The organism is Brevibacillus sp. NPDC003359, assembly GCF_042878995.1.
Classification (GTDB): Bacteria; Bacillota; Bacilli; order Brevibacillales; family Brevibacillaceae; genus Brevibacillus.
On sequence record NZ_JBIAOR010000010.1, the window covers coordinates 126,118 to 143,629 of the forward strand.

At 41.8% G+C, this 17,512-nt stretch carries 18 protein-coding genes and 1 other annotated feature; of the genes, 9 read left to right on the plus strand and 9 right to left on the minus strand.

Annotation, left to right across the window (positions count from 1 at the left end):
* Positions 1–147: 147 nt before the first annotated feature.
* From ACFYU8_RS21615 to ACFYU8_RS21630, 4 genes are all read right to left on the minus strand, one after another.
* Positions 148–540, minus strand: a complete 393-nt coding sequence (locus ACFYU8_RS21615; protein ID WP_390303383.1) for a DUF1259 domain-containing protein — start codon at positions 538–540, stop codon at positions 148–150.
* 102 nt (positions 541–642) lie between these two features.
* A complete protein-coding gene (locus ACFYU8_RS21620) occupies positions 643–2,967 on the minus strand; it encodes an ABC transporter permease (RefSeq protein ID WP_390303768.1) in 2,325 nt (774 codons plus the stop codon).
* 2 nt (positions 2,968–2,969) lie between these two features.
* Positions 2,970–3,674: an ABC transporter ATP-binding protein gene (locus ACFYU8_RS21625; RefSeq protein WP_390303380.1), complete on the minus strand. Its 705-nt coding sequence runs from the start codon at positions 3,672–3,674 to the stop codon at positions 2,970–2,972.
* Between the two features lie 351 nt (positions 3,675–4,025).
* Complete coding sequence (locus ACFYU8_RS21630) at positions 4,026–4,733, minus strand: DNA alkylation repair protein (RefSeq protein ID WP_390303377.1); 708 nt, start codon at positions 4,731–4,733, stop codon at positions 4,026–4,028.
* Positions 4,734–5,012: 279 nt separating this feature from the next.
* Between ACFYU8_RS21630 and ACFYU8_RS21635 the strand changes: the two genes are divergently transcribed.
* Both ACFYU8_RS21635 and ACFYU8_RS21640 read left to right on the plus strand, forming a co-directional pair.
* Positions 5,013–5,255, plus strand: coding sequence for a hypothetical protein (locus ACFYU8_RS21635; RefSeq protein WP_390303374.1), 243 nt, complete (start codon positions 5,013–5,015; stop codon positions 5,253–5,255).
* A gap of 49 nt (positions 5,256–5,304) precedes the next feature.
* Positions 5,305–5,886, plus strand: a complete 582-nt coding sequence (locus ACFYU8_RS21640) for a type 1 glutamine amidotransferase family protein (RefSeq protein ID WP_390303371.1) — start codon at positions 5,305–5,307, stop codon at positions 5,884–5,886.
* A gap of 228 nt (positions 5,887–6,114) precedes the next feature.
* Here the strand turns inward: ACFYU8_RS21640 and ACFYU8_RS21645 are convergent, their stop codons facing one another.
* The 4 genes from ACFYU8_RS21645 to rlmD form a co-directional block, all read right to left on the minus strand.
* Positions 6,115–6,684, minus strand: coding sequence for an SF0329 family protein (locus tag ACFYU8_RS21645; protein ID WP_390303368.1), 570 nt, complete (start codon positions 6,682–6,684; stop codon positions 6,115–6,117).
* A gap of 127 nt (positions 6,685–6,811) precedes the next feature.
* Positions 6,812–7,456: a hypothetical protein gene (locus tag ACFYU8_RS21650; protein ID WP_390303365.1), complete on the minus strand. Its 645-nt coding sequence runs from the start codon at positions 7,454–7,456 to the stop codon at positions 6,812–6,814.
* A 460-nt stretch (positions 7,457–7,916) separates the two neighbouring features.
* Positions 7,917–8,621, minus strand: a complete 705-nt coding sequence (locus ACFYU8_RS21655) for an alpha/beta hydrolase (RefSeq protein ID WP_390303362.1) — start codon at positions 8,619–8,621, stop codon at positions 7,917–7,919.
* Between the two features lie 255 nt (positions 8,622–8,876).
* Positions 8,877–10,262 carry a 23S rRNA (uracil(1939)-C(5))-methyltransferase RlmD gene (gene rlmD / locus ACFYU8_RS21660; RefSeq protein WP_390303359.1) on the minus strand — a complete coding sequence of 462 codons (1,386 nt, stop codon included), beginning with the start codon at positions 10,260–10,262 and terminating at the stop codon, positions 8,877–8,879.
* Positions 10,263–10,442: 180 nt separating this feature from the next.
* Between rlmD and ACFYU8_RS21665 the strand changes: the two genes are divergently transcribed.
* The 7 genes from ACFYU8_RS21665 (at position 10,443) to ACFYU8_RS21695 (ending at position 17,033) form a co-directional block, all read left to right on the plus strand.
* Positions 10,443–10,784 carry a hypothetical protein gene (locus ACFYU8_RS21665; RefSeq protein ID WP_390303356.1) on the plus strand — a complete coding sequence of 114 codons (342 nt, stop codon included), beginning with the start codon at positions 10,443–10,445 and terminating at the stop codon, positions 10,782–10,784.
* 151 nt (positions 10,785–10,935) lie between these two features.
* Positions 10,936–11,195, plus strand: a binding site (T-box leader).
* Between the two features lie 95 nt (positions 11,196–11,290).
* Positions 11,291–12,538, plus strand: a complete 1,248-nt coding sequence (ilvA, locus tag ACFYU8_RS21670; RefSeq protein WP_390303353.1) for a threonine ammonia-lyase IlvA — start codon at positions 11,291–11,293, stop codon at positions 12,536–12,538.
* Positions 12,539–12,719: 181 nt separating this feature from the next.
* Positions 12,720–12,881, plus strand: coding sequence for a protein YhfH (yhfH, locus tag ACFYU8_RS21675; RefSeq protein WP_390303350.1), 162 nt, complete (start codon positions 12,720–12,722; stop codon positions 12,879–12,881).
* Between the two features lie 254 nt (positions 12,882–13,135).
* Positions 13,136–13,615, plus strand: a complete 480-nt coding sequence (locus ACFYU8_RS21680) for a DUF6530 family protein (RefSeq protein ID WP_390303347.1) — start codon at positions 13,136–13,138, stop codon at positions 13,613–13,615.
* A 1-nt stretch (position 13,616) separates the two neighbouring features.
* On the plus strand, positions 13,617–14,828 hold the full coding sequence (locus ACFYU8_RS21685; protein WP_390303344.1) for an MFS transporter: 1,212 nt from the start codon (positions 13,617–13,619) through the stop codon (positions 14,826–14,828).
* Positions 14,821–15,939, plus strand: coding sequence for an AAA family ATPase (locus tag ACFYU8_RS21690; RefSeq protein ID WP_390303341.1), 1,119 nt, complete (start codon positions 14,821–14,823; stop codon positions 15,937–15,939). Before ACFYU8_RS21685 ends, ACFYU8_RS21690 begins: the two co-directional genes overlap by 8 nt.
* A 74-nt stretch (positions 15,940–16,013) precedes the next feature.
* Positions 16,014–17,033, plus strand: a complete 1,020-nt coding sequence (locus tag ACFYU8_RS21695) for a vWA domain-containing protein (RefSeq protein WP_390303338.1) — start codon at positions 16,014–16,016, stop codon at positions 17,031–17,033.
* A gap of 68 nt (positions 17,034–17,101) precedes the next feature.
* Here ACFYU8_RS21695 and ACFYU8_RS21700 read toward each other — a convergent pair whose 3' ends face one another.
* Positions 17,102–17,467 (minus strand): hypothetical protein, encoded by a 366-nt coding sequence (locus ACFYU8_RS21700; RefSeq protein ID WP_390303335.1) that lies wholly within the window; start codon positions 17,465–17,467, stop codon positions 17,102–17,104.
* Positions 17,468–17,512: the final 45 nt, after the last annotated feature.

Here is a 17,512-nt window from a genome sequence, read left to right on the forward strand (position 1 = left end):
TTCCTAATAAAGAGGTATGAGTACGTACTGATTTTTCACTAAAATTCCTGTTTTTGGTTGTTTTTCATTATAGCTGATCAGACTGCTATGTTCTATACACGAAAAATCCTCCCTGCGGTGACAGAGAGGACTCGTCTCTTTCTATTTTCATGAATGAATGGCATCTAATGCCCGCCTTATTTTTCTTGCGAAAGCAAGAGGTCTATCAACTGATTCCACATTTATATAGATCAAGCGGGGACGGTCGAATAACCATTCATTATGGACAGACGAGACTTTTATGCCTTGATTTCGAATGGCTGTAATGAAAGGATTGACTTCTTTCTGCAAGAACGCAGCTCTCCCTAAACAGAGCGCTTTGCCCGTTTTTTGATTGAAGGATTCGAACGAAAAAGAAGACGTCACGCGAAATCTTTTCCCCAAAACGGTCGCTTTTATTTGATTTCGATTGATGGTCGAGACGCATTTTCCGCCAGCAAAGCCGGATTGCCCCCTGATAATTCTGGAGAACTGCTCACATAGCGAGGCTTTTTTGGGCATTCCTCGTTTCCTCCCTGTTTTTATTTATCGTATGAAGACAGGTACAGGATGGAAACGGATGATGGCCTATTCTACTGGGGGATGGGGACGAAACAGCTCAGCTCATTCTACACTTTTTAAAGACTCAATCATATTGATGTTGGTTACTTTTCGCCGAAGTAGCAAGTTAGAGAGAAACGTAAGGAAGTAGGCAAGAATAACAGATACCAACATGATCGAAATATTTAATTGATCCGGGATCTGTTGATGGGTACTAGACAGTGCCTTGACAATCATGGAATAAACATAGCCACTTATCGGTAAAGCGACAATGACTGCGAATGTGGTTAGTATCATGTTTTCAAAAAAGATGAGTCTGTTTATTTTATGTTTTTGATAGCCTAATACTTTAAGCGTTGCAAGCTCGCGATTCCTTTCATAAATGTTAATGGAAGAGAGCGTATAGATGGCGCCAAAGGAGAGGATGACGGCGCACACGATAAACATGATAAATACAAAATTGTTTTGTTTCAAAATATACTCAGCGGTTTTCTTTAGATCATCTCTATCTGCAATGGTTTCTACATGAGGATCTTGTTCAAAGAAGTTACGAATGCTTGTAAGATCTACAGAGCTATTTGCTTCAACTAAAAGTGAGGTTGGACTGTAGTCTATGCCAAAGCTCTTTAAATAGTCTGGTGTGATATAAAAAGAAGGATTCGAATACTGAGTAGATATATGTAAAACCTTCATATCTACAGTTTTATTTTTAAACTCGGGTGCTTTGAAAGTTGTATGGATGATATCTCCTGCTGAAAGATGATATTTGTCGGCGTAGGATTTGGGTACCAGTACACCGTTATTTTCTAAAGAAACCCGATTGTCATTTTCACCAAAGAAATGAATGAGATTGTTTTCTTTTTCCGTAACAACGAGAGTGGCATTCTCTTTTTCATCACCTTTTATGAATTCAACAGGAAAGGTGGATAAAAAATAACGATTTTTCATACCGGAGGGTAGTTTTACCGTATCCATAGATGTTCCCAGCGTATAATCTACTCGTAAATCATACGTATAAACATTTTCAATTTGGCTAGCGACTTTTTTCAAGGCAGATTGAGTACCAAAAGCAGTTATCAATAAGACAGTGCTTACAACAACACCAATTGAGCTCGCTAAAGCTTTTTGTTTGTTTAAGAAAATATTTCTCAAAATGAGTTTGTAGCTATAGGAAATACGGCCCCAAATACCCGGAAATCTTTCTATGAATAACGGTCTCATCTTCTTTGGCGGTTTCGGACGCATAGCCTGAACCGCACGTTCTTTTAATATGACTCTACCACTTAAGTAACACGCTAGGATTCCAAAAGCACTGGAGAAAACAATGGGAGGAATGAAAGAATAAAAAGAAAGGGAGTATGTAATGCCAGGTAGAGAGTAGGCCCTTGCACTCGATGCAGTTACGAATGGAACAAATACAACAGCGGCAATAACACAACCGATGATTGAGCCAATGATACCTGCCAACACAGGGTATCCCATGTAATGAAGCATGATGTTTCTGTTTTTGACACCTAAAGCTTTCATAATACCTATTTGGTTTCTTTGAGAATCAATCATTCTCGACATGGTAAGAAACAGAATAATAGCTACAATCAAAAAGAGAACGAAAGGGATAACCATGCTCATCAATTTATTATTATGGATCGTTTCATTTATTTTTGAATAGCTGAAAGTCCGTTCTTTCCTTATTTGGTTTACATAAGGAAGGTTTTTGGATTGTACTTCAATGGATGTACCTAATTTGTCAATATCGTAACCTTCTGTAGCATCAATCATGATTTCATTATAGGAGAGGCCACCTAAGATTTCAGAGATTGTCTCTTCGGCGATATAAGCGACTCCATAGGCTTTATGGTCTTGTATTTCGTTCTTTTTTGCATGTTCAACATTCTCACCCAGGCCGCTAATAGTAAATGTAAAATTTCTTTCATTCGCACTAATACTGATTTCATCACCGACTTGCAAAAGATGTTCTTGCGCATAACGGGAATCTAATAAAATCTCATTCTTTATTGACGGAATTTTGCCCTTCATCATAGCAATCGTGTTTATTTCGTTTTTGACAGGGATGGAATGAATTTTCAAAGAAGCTTTATCCTTTTCAAAGGATTGCGTGGCATCAAAGGTATAACGTCCTTCCATTTTTTTAATGCCTTCTATTTCACTTAAAACGGCGACATCATTTTTGGAAATTTGATCGTAATAGACATATAAGTCGCTTAAATTATGTTCTTTAAAGTACCCCTCTGTATAAGCACTTAGATTATTGCTATAAGTGACTAGCCCCCCATAGAAAAAAGCTCCCACAGCGATCACCAAAACAAAAGCTATAAATTGCCCGAGCGACTGTTTCATATCCCTTATTAATTTAAAAAACAATTTCATAATCACCACTCAATCCCTTCAACACTTTGTTTTTCGCGATTAATGGTAACGCTTTCAATCGTTCCGCTTTTCACCTTAATAATTTTGTCAGCCATAGGAGCAATGGCAGAATTATGTGTGACCAAAACGACGCACTTTTTCGTTTCTTTGTTCAAATCTTGAAGAAGCTTTAAGACGGACTTACCTGTCACATAATCCAAAGCTCCGGTTGGTTCATCACAAAGTAAAAGCAGAGGATTTTTGGCAACAGCTCTCGCGATCGCAACTCGTTGTTGTTCTCCTCCAGAGAGCTGAGAAGGGAAGTTTTTCATACGATTTTGTAATCCAACTTTATGTAAAATTTCTTTCGCATCCAGATGGTTTGTACATACTTCTGTGGCAAACTCGACATTTTCTAGAGCGTTTAAATTCGGAATTAAGTTATAGAATTGAAAGACAAAGCCAACTTTTTCACCGCGGTATTGCGTTAGTTTTTTCTCGTTGAATCTGGTTATTTCTTGATGGCCAACAAATACTTGGCCGGAGGAGGCCGTATCCATCCCGCCAAGCAAATTCAAAATCGTACTTTTACCAGCACCACTTGCGCCCAAAATTACGACGAATTCTCCCTCTGCTATGGAAAAATCAACACCATTCAGTGCCTTGATTGGTACTTCTCCGATTTTGTATTCTTTCGTTACTTGTTTGAATTCGATTAACGTCTTCACTAATTACATCTCCTCGTATCTTATTTAGATACCATAATATACCAACCGAGAGTAGTTACATCCCGCAGCCGATGTATTTTGATCTCGGTCTCCAGAAGGAGTTTGATCTCGCATGTTAGAAAAAAACCTCTACACGATCAGTATCGCCTTTAAATTCGCCTACTATTACAAATAGCAGGGCGAAGCCGAATCTTACACCTTCAGCGATTGGCGTCGCCCGGTTGCGATTTGTTCATTCGACTTGCTCACGAAAAAACGGAGCAACCTCTAAAGGGCTACTCCGTTTGAATCATTACCGATTTACGTAAACATGACGGGTCCATGCTATTTCCGCACGAGAAACCAACCGGATTAACACCTTACATGTTTCCGTTTGAAGCCAAGCTGGCCTTTACTTACTGCCTTTTGAATATTATCGAAAGCGTTAAGGAACTTGCTTTTTGCCTTGTCTTTCTGGACTTCTACCGGACCTACTGCCTTTGCGATCTCGACCGCCTTATCGTGGAGGGGCGAATAGGAAGTCCCTACGGTGTATATAAAATTATTCATCGCGTATTTTGTTCGTTCGGGAGAATCGTGAATCGTATTTTTCACAGTTTCAAGCATACTGGCAATTTTGCTTTCGGAAAATTCACGATCCGGGCGATTACCCAAAAGCCAGCAGTAACAACTCCAGCCCGCTGACATTCTGAGCTCTTCGCCGCTCGTGATCCATTGATCGGCAACTTCTTGTGCAATATCTGCTTCTGCTAAAGTTACTGCAACCACATAATCGGACAGCATATAAAAATAAGCCGTATCCATCCACCGATCAAAATCCGCCTTGGTCATTGCTTTTGGGTCAGCAATCACACCGGCAAAGTACATGGCGTCGTAGTTCCCGGTGGCGTAAAGCTGCTCAGCCAAGGGTTGATTTATCTTGATTTTTCTCTTGATTGGCTTCATATCGCCTGTAGCCACGCCAAAAAGTGGTTCGTGAGCGCCATTGGATAGATAAATTTTCTTGGTTCGTTCCTTGCCGAGAGCTTCAAGCTCTTGCATGATCATTTCTAAATCCATCGTAGATCACTTCTTTCATTGGCGGGTTTTCTCTTAAGATTATAACCATCAAAACCATGACTCATGTCATTCTTTCGGTGTTTTCTCTGCTATACAAAAAGGTACTCGTAGTCCGCACCATTTTTAAGAGTCCAGACCAGGGGTACTTTAAGCGTCTACGACTATTTCGAAGAAGTTACAGGGGAGAATTTGAAAACATCCGTGCTTTAAATAACAGGAAACGATAATTCGGTAGAACTCACGTTACGAATCTCAATTTCGGACGATTTGAGAGAAAAAATGATGCATACAGAAAAAACCATTTACTTTTCGTTTGGAGATCTGCCTGGTAACGAGACCATTAAAAATTTGCTTGCTGAGACTCCTTCACTCGTTCAAATCGAGTTAAACAGTAAAGAGAATCGGTATACAATTTCGCAGCAGCTAAAGCTAAAAGAAAATTTGACGGAAGTTGATGAACAGGCGCTATTGTCTCCCGCCAATACATCTCAACGATTCTTTCCTGACCATAACTGTCAGTGAAGTTGTTTTACAATTCATTTGTACAAAACATTACAAGGAGGGAATCACTTTGAAGGAAGTGTTCATTTTTATTACGGATGGTTTTGCTGATTGGGAGGCAAGTTACGTCAGTTCCGAACTAAACAAGCCAGGAACAGGATACCGTGTAAAGACAATCGCCATTGATCAGGAACCTAAAGTTTCGATGGGTGGTTTAACGGTCCTTCCAGATTATAGCGTAAACGAATTCAATCCGAATTTGGATATCGCCATGTTAATCATACCTGGCGGAACGGGATGGAGAGAAGAAAAGAATCAGCAAGCAAAAGTAGTGGTTGAGTATTGTGTTAGCAAGAATATTCCTGTCGCTGCCATCTGTGATGCTACGACTTTTTTAGGGAATCACGGATTTTTGGACAATCATAAACATACAGGCAATACGTTACCTTATTTGAAGGAAGGAGCTCCGAACTACAGAGGAGATCAACATTATGTAGAGGGTCAGTCAATCCGTGACGAGAATCTCATCACTGCGAACGGAAGCGGTGCATTAGAGTTTTCAAGACATATCTTGGAGAGGTTGGGCGTATTAGAAGGCGTTGAATTGAATCAATGGTACGAATTATTTAAAAAGGGCTACTTTCCCTCCTAACAGTTTGGATACTCATTTACCCCATCAAATGAAAAGCCGAAGACCTGAATCGAAAAGGGTCTTCGGTTTAATAATTACAACTAATCGCTACTTAAGAGCGAGTTCTTAATCATCACTAGCCTGTCCATTTGACGAGTGACACTTTGCTCATCTATGACCATTCACGGATAACAAATTACAAGAAATCCACTTTGAGAAGAGTCAAGAAACTTCCTGACATATTTATTTTCATAATGTACTAAGCCGTAATTCATAAAAGTACTGCACAATTGGATGCTTTAACTTCATCTTCTCGGTCATATTTAAAATCCTCTTTTTTCCAACCCTTCTGTCCACCAAGGCTAGAATGTTCAATAAGATATCATTGCTCTCTATGCTTTCCTCTATAGAAATAGATAAAAACCTATTAGCCACAACGATAAAATTTGATTTACTTAATGATGCCTGTGCTGACAAAAGCTCCTTTGCATATTCTGATATTTTTCTACTTCTTGCAATTACTTTTAGACGATCCTCCGGAACGATCCCCTTGGTATCTTTTCTGACTGCTTCAATTTCTTCATTGTTGATAGGAATTTGGATATCTGAATCATTCTTAATTTCCTGCTCCGTCTGATACCATCTGATTGAGCTAGTTATATCACTCATATTAAGTACGTTCTTTTTATCTACGGCAATATAACAAATTCCGGATTTATCAGGTAAATAACGGTAACCGGTTGCACGGTATTCGACCCTTCCATATAACGCGGGACAGAGAAAGCTCTCCAGTTGTTTCTTCGATTTGCTCCAGGACATGTATCCTCCTATGTTCTCAAGGCCTTCTACCAGTATTTGCGGCAGTTAGGCCTATGGCTCTGTTAAACATTAATGTTGATATCTACTCCTAATGATCACCATTTCTATTGTTTGCAGTTCTCTTTTATTAACAATTATGCGTAACTTCTAGCTCATTATTGGCATAGATTGTTCCGTAAGTAGCACAAAGTAACATACCACCACAAACCTCGCTGCTCACTTGAAAGTTAATGTTGGCTTCATATGTGTCTATGCTATCAGCTCTAATTGTATCTACAAGTTTTTTGAAATTAAGGACCGGTAAATATTTAGCTATAATATCATAACTTGATAAGTTATCTTTATTTGCATAAGAATTATATGCTTGGATGTCTTTATAAATCGGACTTGGACTATATGGATCATGTTTCACTTGTTCATTCTCATCTTCAAATTTTTTTATTTCTTCTTTTACAATATAATCTGGGTAATCTTCGCTTCCTTTATCTTCATCACCATTTTTCCAAAATGGATATTCTATATCACATAAGTGCGTTATAATCCACATCCGAAATTGCTCACTTATAAAATCCGCATGCTCTTCTAACTCCTTAAATCTATTACCATAATATATTGTTGCTTTTTCTAACCTCTCGTCTTGGGACATATCATCCGTTGCCCCTGTAATATCGCATCCATCTAAATTTATAAAAATACTATTGAACTTACCTAAAACACCTAAATCTACGGTTAAACTCCAGTAAGCTTCACCATCTCTATCTATTTTTATCATAATGTCCTCCCATACTCATAAAACTGAGATTCGTCGTGCTATTGGTCTATGTACGAAATCAAGGTAGGTTCATCTATAATATGATTATTGTCTCATAAAAAAAGCAGAGGGAGGCCCTCTGCCACAATAAATCTCAATTATTTATGTCCACGAATGGTTTATTCTTTAACTACACTGTCTTCACAAGAAGAGCCACACTCTCCACATGTGTCGAGGTGACAGGGAGTACAAACCTTAACCAAAGGAATGGCATTTGCTCACTTTCGGGGCGGCTGAGACAGCCGTCCTTTTTATTTTATCATGTAGCCCCCTACTTTAGAGATTATTTAATGATTAGCAAAAGAGAGTTTAACTTCAGAATAGACATGATAAAAAAGAGGCTAAGTCTGTAGGTCATGGAAGTCAACCTAAAAACGTAGTCTCTTGATTTCAGATTATCTAATATCTAAGCGTGCTCTTATCAAAAGATATTCTTTTCGAGCCATTTTCCATAAATAGTCAAATCTTCTTCTGTGTGAAAATAATGCTCGGAAGCATTTGAAACAGCAAGATTGCAATTAAATTTTGTGATAAATGTTGATAAGACATCATACTCGCACAGTTCGTCTTTTTTTCCATATAAAATTGAAGTTGGAGAATCCCATTTTATAATTGGATTCTTGATAACATACTGGTAATAATCCCAATATAGGATTTGACCAATAGGTGTAGATATTTCTTTTTCTCTGCACAGATGTTCTTCTGTAATATCAAACCATTTCATCATATTTTGAATCAATCGGCTCATGTCTAAAACAGGAGAAAGAAATAGGCTTTGCTTTAAAACTTCATCTTTATAAGCTAACAAGCTAAAATATGCTCCCATACTATTTGCCCATAGGCTGATAGTATTTGATTTCGTGTGTGCAAATTCTAAAACCTTCTTCAAATCAGAAACGCAGTTTTGCACTTTACAAAGCTTAGAACTATTTTTTCTATCGCCGTGTTCAGGCAAATCAAAACTGAGCACTTGATAGCCCAATGGAACAACTTTTCCGGCTAGAATACGAATCGGAATATCTGATTTTGAAGACATATTGCCATGTACAGCAATAAATATTTTCGTGCTGTCGTTTCCCCACAAAATAGCAGGAATATCATCTATTAAAATATTTTCTTTTAACATATATCCTCCAAATTATTGAGGTGTTATTCTCCATAGGTAGTTGTAGATAATTTTGTTACGCATATCATATCCTCAATTTTCAACCCAACTTTTTCTACCAAAACTTTATTATAGTCTTAATAATGTCTTGGTACAAAAACAGGGGAACGGCTTGATGGCTCTGGGTTTTCCCCTTTATCCATTCCCGGATTTTATCACGTCTTTATTCAATTTTTAGCACGAGTTTATTATGAATAGCATGGGTTTATTTGGGGCCTACACGTCCCTCACCAGTAAAGCCACAGACTCCACATGCGCCGTATGCGGGAACATATCCACCGGCTGCACACTCACAAGCTCATAACGCTGCATCAGCTTCCCGACATCCTTCGCCAGCGTAGAAGGATTACAAGACACATACACAATCTTCTTCGGCTGCACATCCAGCAAGGAACGAATCAGCGCATCATCTAGCCCAGTCCGCGGCGGATCGACTACGACAACATCTGGTCGAGTCCCTTGTTTGGCCCATTTCGGCATTAACACCTCGGCACGACCCACATGAAAGCTGGCATTCGATGCTTGGTTACGCTCGGCATTGCGATTGGCATCCTCGACAGCCTCAGGAATCAGCTCGATTCCACGAACCTCGCGGGCATAAGGAGCGAGCCACAAGCCAATCGTACCTGTACCACAATACAAATCGAGCACGAACTCTTTTCCGGTCAGTCCAGCAGCCGTTTTTACCTGATTGTACAGCTTTTGCGTCTGCTCGGGATTCAATTGGAAGAAGGCACGAGCCGACAAGTCAAAGGACAGCTCACCCAGTTTTTCAGCGATGGAAGCCTTGCCCCACAAAGATACTGTCTTGTCACCAAAAACAAGCGATGTTTTTTGCATGTTTACATTTTGTGCGATTCCTATCAGCTCAGGTAGTCTCGTACGGAGCTCCAAAAGCAGTTCCTTTACCCGCGGGATTTCTTGGGTAGCCGTTACAATTGTAAGCTGCGTTTCACCTGTTGCAAAAGCTACCCGTGCTACGATCGTGCGGATGACGCCCGTCCGTTTTATCTCGTCGTAGACCGGAATCCCGAGCTCCTCGATGATTTGCTTCGCTGTTTGGACGAGTTTTGTTGTCGCTTCATGCTGTACCTGACAGCCTTCCAAGTTAACGAGCTTGTGGCTGCCTGTTTGATACAGTCCAGCGATGAGCTTGCCATTTTCCTTGCCCACCTGAAATTGTGCTTTATTTCGATACGACCACGGATTATCCATACCAATCGTAGGGGCTACTGGTGGCTGATTCAGTCGAGCGTACTTGCGCAGTGACTCGATGACGATCTCTTGCTTGCTCGCGAGCTGTGCGGCATAATCCATGTGCTGCAAGCTACATCCGCCACACTCCGCATAGACCGGACAGGGAGGCTTCGTGCGAGATGCTGATTTTTCAACGACTCGTAAAAGACGCGCGGTCGCGTATTTTTCTCTTGCCTCGGTCACCTCTGCATGGACGACCTCGCCAGGGAGGGCACCCTCTACGAAAACGATTTTTCTTTTAAAATAGCCAATTCCTTCGCCATTAATGCCCAAGCTCTTGATCGTGAGCGTCATTTGCTGGCCGACACGGATGCTGGCGTCTTGTTCTTTTTTGTGCGTTGTCATCTGTTCCGTTCTCCTTAAAGCAATTCAGTATTTCCCCATTATAGAGCATTACGAGAGACGTTGCATGTATCCGCGAGCCTTGCAGGTGTTGCTGATACCCTCACAGATAATGGCAACTTCCTGTACAGCTATGTTTTTGTTATAATAGTGCGGAGAATAATGAGGGAGTTGTGACGCTAGATGCAAGATCTATTTGAAAAAATGAAAGAATATCTCAACATGGATACTGAGATTTCTTTTGACGAGTTTGATGGTTACTACAAAAAGGTAACGGCGTTTCTAAACGATAGCTGGGAGACGTTGAACGAGGAAGATACCATGATCATGCTGTTCATCCTCGACAACCTCAAATCAAACGGTGAAGATCGCTCCAAGCGCAAAGTGAAGGAAGCGAAAAAATACGCGAAAATGGCGCAACGCACTGAGATTTGGGCAAATGCACTGATCGGCCGTCTGCGTGAAGCTGGTTTGACGGATGAAGAAATCGGCAAGCGTTACGAAGCGATTTACGAAGCAGTATAGGATGTAGCGAATAGAAAAACGGGTACCGTTTTGAGTGCAATGGCTCGAAAGGGAACCCGTTTTTTTTCATTGCTTTCCTGCCAAATAACAAGAAGATTGACAACTTGTGGGTTTCGGCGTAGAATGTTTAACTAATTCGAATAGTTCGTATGTATGAGCGTTGAAAAGGAAGAGTAGAAACAGTAAGCAGCGTGCAGAGAGCCATTCCCCGTGCTGAAAGAATGGCCGCCAGCCTGTTTTGAAAATCACCTTGGAGCATTGTCCTGGAAAATCGGCTTGTCTGGCCAGTGAGTATAGGACAACGAATTCGTCCTCGTTATCGGACGGGAGTTTCATAGTGAACTTCCTAAGTCTGTTTTTCGTGAGGAAGACAGAGAAGCTGAGTGGTACCGCGATGCCCTTGCCTCAGCCAGCCATGCGCAATTTATGCGTAGCTGGTTGGGCGGGGGCTTTTTTATTTGGTCTGATCACTACAACAAAAGAGAAGTTACTTAGGAGGAACATATATGCATACGGTCAGAGTGGAAGACATCGTAGTAGCCAATCACGCATTGAAAGATGTGGTGGAGAAGACGCCATTGCAAAAAAACAAAGTATTGTCAGAGCGCTACGGCTGCAACGTGTATTTGAAAAGAGAAGATTTGCAGGTCGTTCGTTCCTTCAAGATCCGCGGTGCTTATCATTTTATGCGGAATCTTTCCACAATGGAGCGGGAGCGTGGTGTCGTCTGTGCGAGTGCAGGCAATCATGCACAGGGCGTAGCCTACTCGTGTAACCATTTGCAAATTAAGGGCACGATCTTTATGCCAGCGACCACCCCACGTCAAAAGATATCGCAGGTCAAGCTGTTTGGCGGCTCCTATGTAGAAGTTGTATTGATCGGTGACACCTTCGATGATTCATTCGCAGAGGCGATGAAGTATTGCATTCAGGAAGATCGGACCTTTGTCCATCCCTTTGACGATCCATTGGTGATTGCCGGACAAGGAACAGTCGGTCTGGAAATTATGAATGACATGGAAGAACCAGCTGATTTCGTCTTTATGAGTATCGGTGGAGGCGGATTGGCAGCGGGTGTGGGAACGTACGTAAAAGGCATCAGCCCGCACACACAGATCATTGGTGTGGAGCCGGCAGGAGCAGCTTCGATGCAAGCCGCTTTGGAGCAAAACGACGTTATTACCTTAGATGAAATTGACAAGTTCGTCGATGGAGCAGCCGTCAAGCAAGTGGGGCAGCTAACGATGAGTATTTGCCAGGAGGTGATGGATGACATCGTGTTGGTACCAGAAGGCAAAGTGTGCACAACCATTTTGGAGTTGTATAACAGCAATGCCATCGTCGTAGAACCAGCAGGTGCCCTGTCGATTGCTGCTCTCGATTACTACCGGGATCAAATCGCTGGGAAAAACGTAGTGTGTGTCATCAGCGGCGGAAACAACGACATTGACCGGATGCAAGAGATCAAGGAACGCTCCCTGTTGCATGAGGGCTTGAAGCACTATTTTGTCATCAATTTCCCGCAGCGTGCCGGAGCCTTGCGTGAGTTTATGGAAAAAGTATTGGGGCCACACGATGATATCACACGCTTTGAGTATACGAAAAAGAACAACAAAGAAAATGGACCAGCGCTGGTTGGTATTGAAATGAAATGCAAAGATGACTATCAGCCATTAGTCAGTCGGATGAAGCAGCACGGTATCCGCTATGTTGAGATTACGCATGATCCGTATTTGTTCAATCTGCTGATTTAGGCCATTGTGTTACAACAGATGCGGAATTTGCAAAAATGTATGAATACAGCGAAAAAAAGAGCAATTAAAAGAGAATGAGCGAGAGAGAAAGATAAATCGGCGTAATGTATTATAACAAACTTTTATAAAACAGATGCTGTTGTAATACAATACAGATAATAACACACGGGGGGTTTTAATCATGACGCCGATCACTACTTTCTTTCGCAATCTCGAAGCAAAATGCTGTGCTGCTTGCGGTCAGATGATCCACGAACAAGCGGAATCGTATGCAACAGAATGCGTACCTTGCCAAGAGCAGGCATCCTTTGACGCTTACAAGCACTATCATCAAAAACGGTAAGCCGAACATGAATAGTGGATAAACCAGGTGTACCACATGGCATAAGCCATGGCAGGTATACCTTTTTTTTGCGTTTTAATTGAAAAAAAGGTGTTTCTATCTGCAAAAATAAAAACAAACAAAAATAATATGCGTTGGTTTAAAAACAAACAAATCGATAATTTGTTTGTAATTTTATCGAAAAAATCATTGCATATCGATGGTATCCAAGATAAACTATGCAGTAATTTCAGAAATGGAAAGAGGGAAAGAAAATGAAAATACCTACCACCTTAAAACATAAGCCTGTTGTTTTGTCGGAAAACTATGATCGGGTTGACGGTCGATTCGCTAGGAACACAGATGTCAAAGGGCTTTCTCTGGGCTTGACTGAGGGGAACGACAGAGGAAAAGCAAATATTTCTGCCAAGGTATGGAGATACACGGGAGAAGACTGGTCAAGTCAATCGGAGGAACTGCCTCTCCATCGTGTTCTTGATATGTCCATTTTGATTTGCCGGTCTTTGACACATTTTCGCAAAGCATACAGATATGAGCATTATTATGATCCGCAAAATCCCGTTATCGACCGGGTTGCCTTGCAAGGGGATGCCATGACTGTAGCGATATGTACGGACAATGAAAAACTTCATGAAGATATTAAGCTGTTCAGCCAAACGCTGAGTAACGATGATGAAATGATTGGAGAACGTCTGCGTACATTGTCAAAAATATTAAAGGATATGGGGTATTGAAATGTTTGCGAATCGTTATGTATGCACAATTATCCTCTCCAGAGTGCTGTTACATTTGGGTATTTGGATCCGGAATTTTGCCGTCCTACTCTTTGTGAGCGAATGGACAAATAATAATCCTGTCTATGTATCACTGATTTCAGTTGCGGAATTCGCTCCGATCTTTCTATTCGGTCTAATTGGCGGGACCTTTGCCGACCGATGGCTACCGAAGCGGACAATGGTCTGGAGTGATCTACTGTCTGCTTTTTCCGTAGGAGCTGTACTCCTGGTACTCATGAATGGTGGGTGGATTGCTCTTCTCATCGGAACATTTATTTCCGCCAGCCTGTCTCAATTTTCCCAACCGTCTGCCATGAAATTGTATAAGAAGCACGTGCCACCTGAACAAATGCAGGGCGTGATGGCCATGTCCCAAACGCTTGTCGCTGTCTTTACGGTTTTGGGGCCGGTCGTCGGCACATTTATTTTCTTGCAGTTTGGGATTCATGCCTCTCTCATTCTGACGGCCGTTCTGTTCCTGGGGTCTTCCCTTATTTTATCGACGCTTCCCCGTGACACAGTGGAGCTGAAGTCTGGCGATACGGATGGTTTTGTAGAGGAATTGAAGGCCGGACTGCGCTATATCGGTTCTAATCAAGCATTACGAACACTCTGTTTGACTTTCTCAGCTGTTGGATTGGCGTCAGGGCTGACACAGCCGCTCCAGATTTTTCTTGTTATTGAGAATTTGGGACTGGATAAACAATTTCTGCAATGGTTGGTCATGACCAATGGGGCAGCTATGTTGATAGGCGGAGCGGTCATCATAGGAATAGCCAAAAAGGTGAAGCCACAGTTGTTACTCATGGTCGGCTTGCTTTTCTCTGCCGTATGCACGATTGTAGTTGGCTCTGCCACCATGATTTGGTTGATGATAGTTCTATTGGTGATCAGCGGTTTCTTTTTCCCTTTTATTCAAAGTGGCATTCAGACCCTGCTTGTACGCAATACAGAAGGGGCATTTATTGGTCGAGTATCAGGAACGATCACACCTGTATTTATGGGAATGATGGTGGTCGGTATGTTCATTTCCGGCTATCTGAAAGATACGTTCTCCCTGGCTGCGGTATATGTAGTGAGTGGTGTTCTGATTATGATCGGTGCGTCATTATTGCTCCCTATTGTGGTTGAGAAGAAGCGAAAAGATGTGGAGGAGAAAGGTCATGCATGAAAATGAAACCTATGTTTTGTCACCGGAAAGACAGCTGACAGATGCAGAAAAAACGCTCATCTGGAAAAAGCCATTCACTCATAAGGTCAGTGAAGAAGAACGCCGTATTCGTGACGAAATCAAGCGCAACTGGAATCGCGGGGAAATGAAAATCGCCAATATTTTGTTGGAAGGTGATGCCGGTTCGGGTAAAACACAACTAGCAAAAGCATTATCGGCTAATTTCGGACTTCCGTATACGAAAGTGACTTGTTTTGCTGATATGGATAAATCGGATATTATGGGTGCTATTTTGCCGGTAATTTCATCTGAACGTTTAGAAAAAATGGAGCCTGCGGAGCAAATCGCATTGAAAGCTTTGTACGAAAGTGAAGGGTTTCAAAGTATAACGGAAATTTTGACGCACGCGCTGGGGATTACACAGGAACAGGCAGCTGTAAAGATGAAGCAATTACTGAGGCTTGCAGCGGAAAACAACGATGGTGAAGCGGTGGAGTACCGATTTTATCCTTCGGAGATCGTCAGAGCCTATCAAAAAGGTTATCTGCTGGAAATCCAAGAACTAAATGTCATTCGTGATGCTGCTGTGTTAATGGCATTAAACTCTGCCTTGGAGCTGGATGGTAGCATCAATCTCCCCACAGAAATCATTCGCAGGCATCCAGACTTCATAGCGGTTATCACGACAAATCGCAGTTATACAGGAACGAGACCGTTAAACGAAGCGTTGCGCGACAGGGTTCAACATACGGAAAAGATGGACCTGCCGACGAAAGAAATCATGATCGAACGAGTTATGGCCAAAACCGGCTTTCAGAATGAAAAGGTGCTAGGAATACTAGCAGATATGATTATCATTTTAGACAAAACAGCCCGGGCCAATGCGATCAAGGGCGTGGCTGGAATGCGTTCATTTTTTTACTGGGCAGATGCGATTGCCACAGGAGCTTCCGCAAAAGAATCCCTTTATCATAAGGTCATCTACAAGATAACAACCGATTCCGAGGAAATAAAACTTTTGGAAGAAGCACTTAACAATCATGGCTTGTTTGCCAGCTTGGAAGAAGCCCAGATTGAAGGAAAAAAAAACGAAAATCTAACGATGCCATAGAGATCAGGACATGGGGAGATATAGACGACACTGGTTTTAGCAAAGACAATCGTCTAGAGGAAAAAGGAATCGCATTGAAAAAATCTGCTGATAGTGACAATAGCTCTTCCCATGTCTCTGATGATTCTACCCCTATGGACAGTTCGGGTTTGGGGGAAAATGGTTCTCCGAAATATCATCAGGCAAATCTGGAATCGTCGTCAGAGGAAGCGAAACTAAAGGAGCGTGCTTTCCGTAAAAAGCTGAATCAAGATGCAAGAGAGGTTATTTCCCATTCTATTCATAAAAAAGTAAAACTCATTGTTCATCGCCCAGACTACGATCAGGAAAATCAACAGGAATATGTCCATCTAAGCAAAGGACTCATGCCCATCGTACAAGAGATTGCCAGAAAGACACTTCCGTACTTGGAGCATGAGGTGTCTTCTGAGTTTGCGAGGAATCGTTACTATGGCAGCAAATTTCAAGCTGACAGCGTTGCTTACAGGGATTACAGGTATTTTTCCAAGAAATGTCCTCCAACTGAATCCCCGTCTCTTGTAGTTGGTCTAAGGGTTGATGAATCCGCATCGATGTCAGCTTACGGTAGATTAGAAGCAGCAAAACGAGCAGTAATTGCGGTGTATGAATATTGTCAACTTTGTCAGATTCCCATTTTGATCTACGGGGATACTGCGGATGCATCCAAGTTGGAGCAAATGTCGATCTTTGCATATGCCGACTTTGATAAAGCGGATACCAATGATCGCTTTAGGTTAATGAGGATGCATGCCAGAAGTAATAATCGCGATGGAATGGCTCTTAGAATAATGGCAGAACGGTTAGCCGTCTCCCCCCAAAAGACAAAACTGTTGATTAGCATAAGTGACGGACAACCTAAGGCAATGGACGATTATACGGGAAGTTATGCTGTGAAAGATATACAGCAGACCATACAGGAGTATGAACGGAGAGGAATTACATTACTTGCAGCTGCAATAGGCCAAGACAAAGATGTGATTAGTGAAATCTATGGGAATGAAAGATTTTTGGATATTACAAATTTACAGGAGTTTCCTGCAAGGCTCGTTCGGATCATCGCTCGGTATTTGTAGTTTTTCATGAATCATTTTATAGCAAAGGCTTCGAGTGTAATCACTGGAAGCCTTTGCTTTTTCGCATGTCAGCGCAGTTTATCCGCGCGCTTTTCAGCTTCCTGCTTGACGTAATCAATCAGCCCCAATTGAAAGCCTTCCTGTGTAAGGAGACGTTTGGCTTCATACGTACTCGCATAATAGGCTTGGACATGCGGATCGTTGTCCAGAACGTAACGACACGCCTGATCAAGAGACAACTCTTGGTACCAGTCCGTCTGTTTGATTTGGGCGACGAGATCCTCATAGGCCGGTTCTGGCTTTTTCCATGGATTCAAACGATGAATAATTTCACCAAGGATTGCAACAACGATTAGAATTCCGATTAAAAACATGGCTGTCACCTCAAAGGTTGGATCAATCTCATGGTACCACTCTCCTGGAGGCGCCGCCATGGGGAAGTCGGTCTGCTTGCAAAACAAGGAGAAAGCAGGCATGCT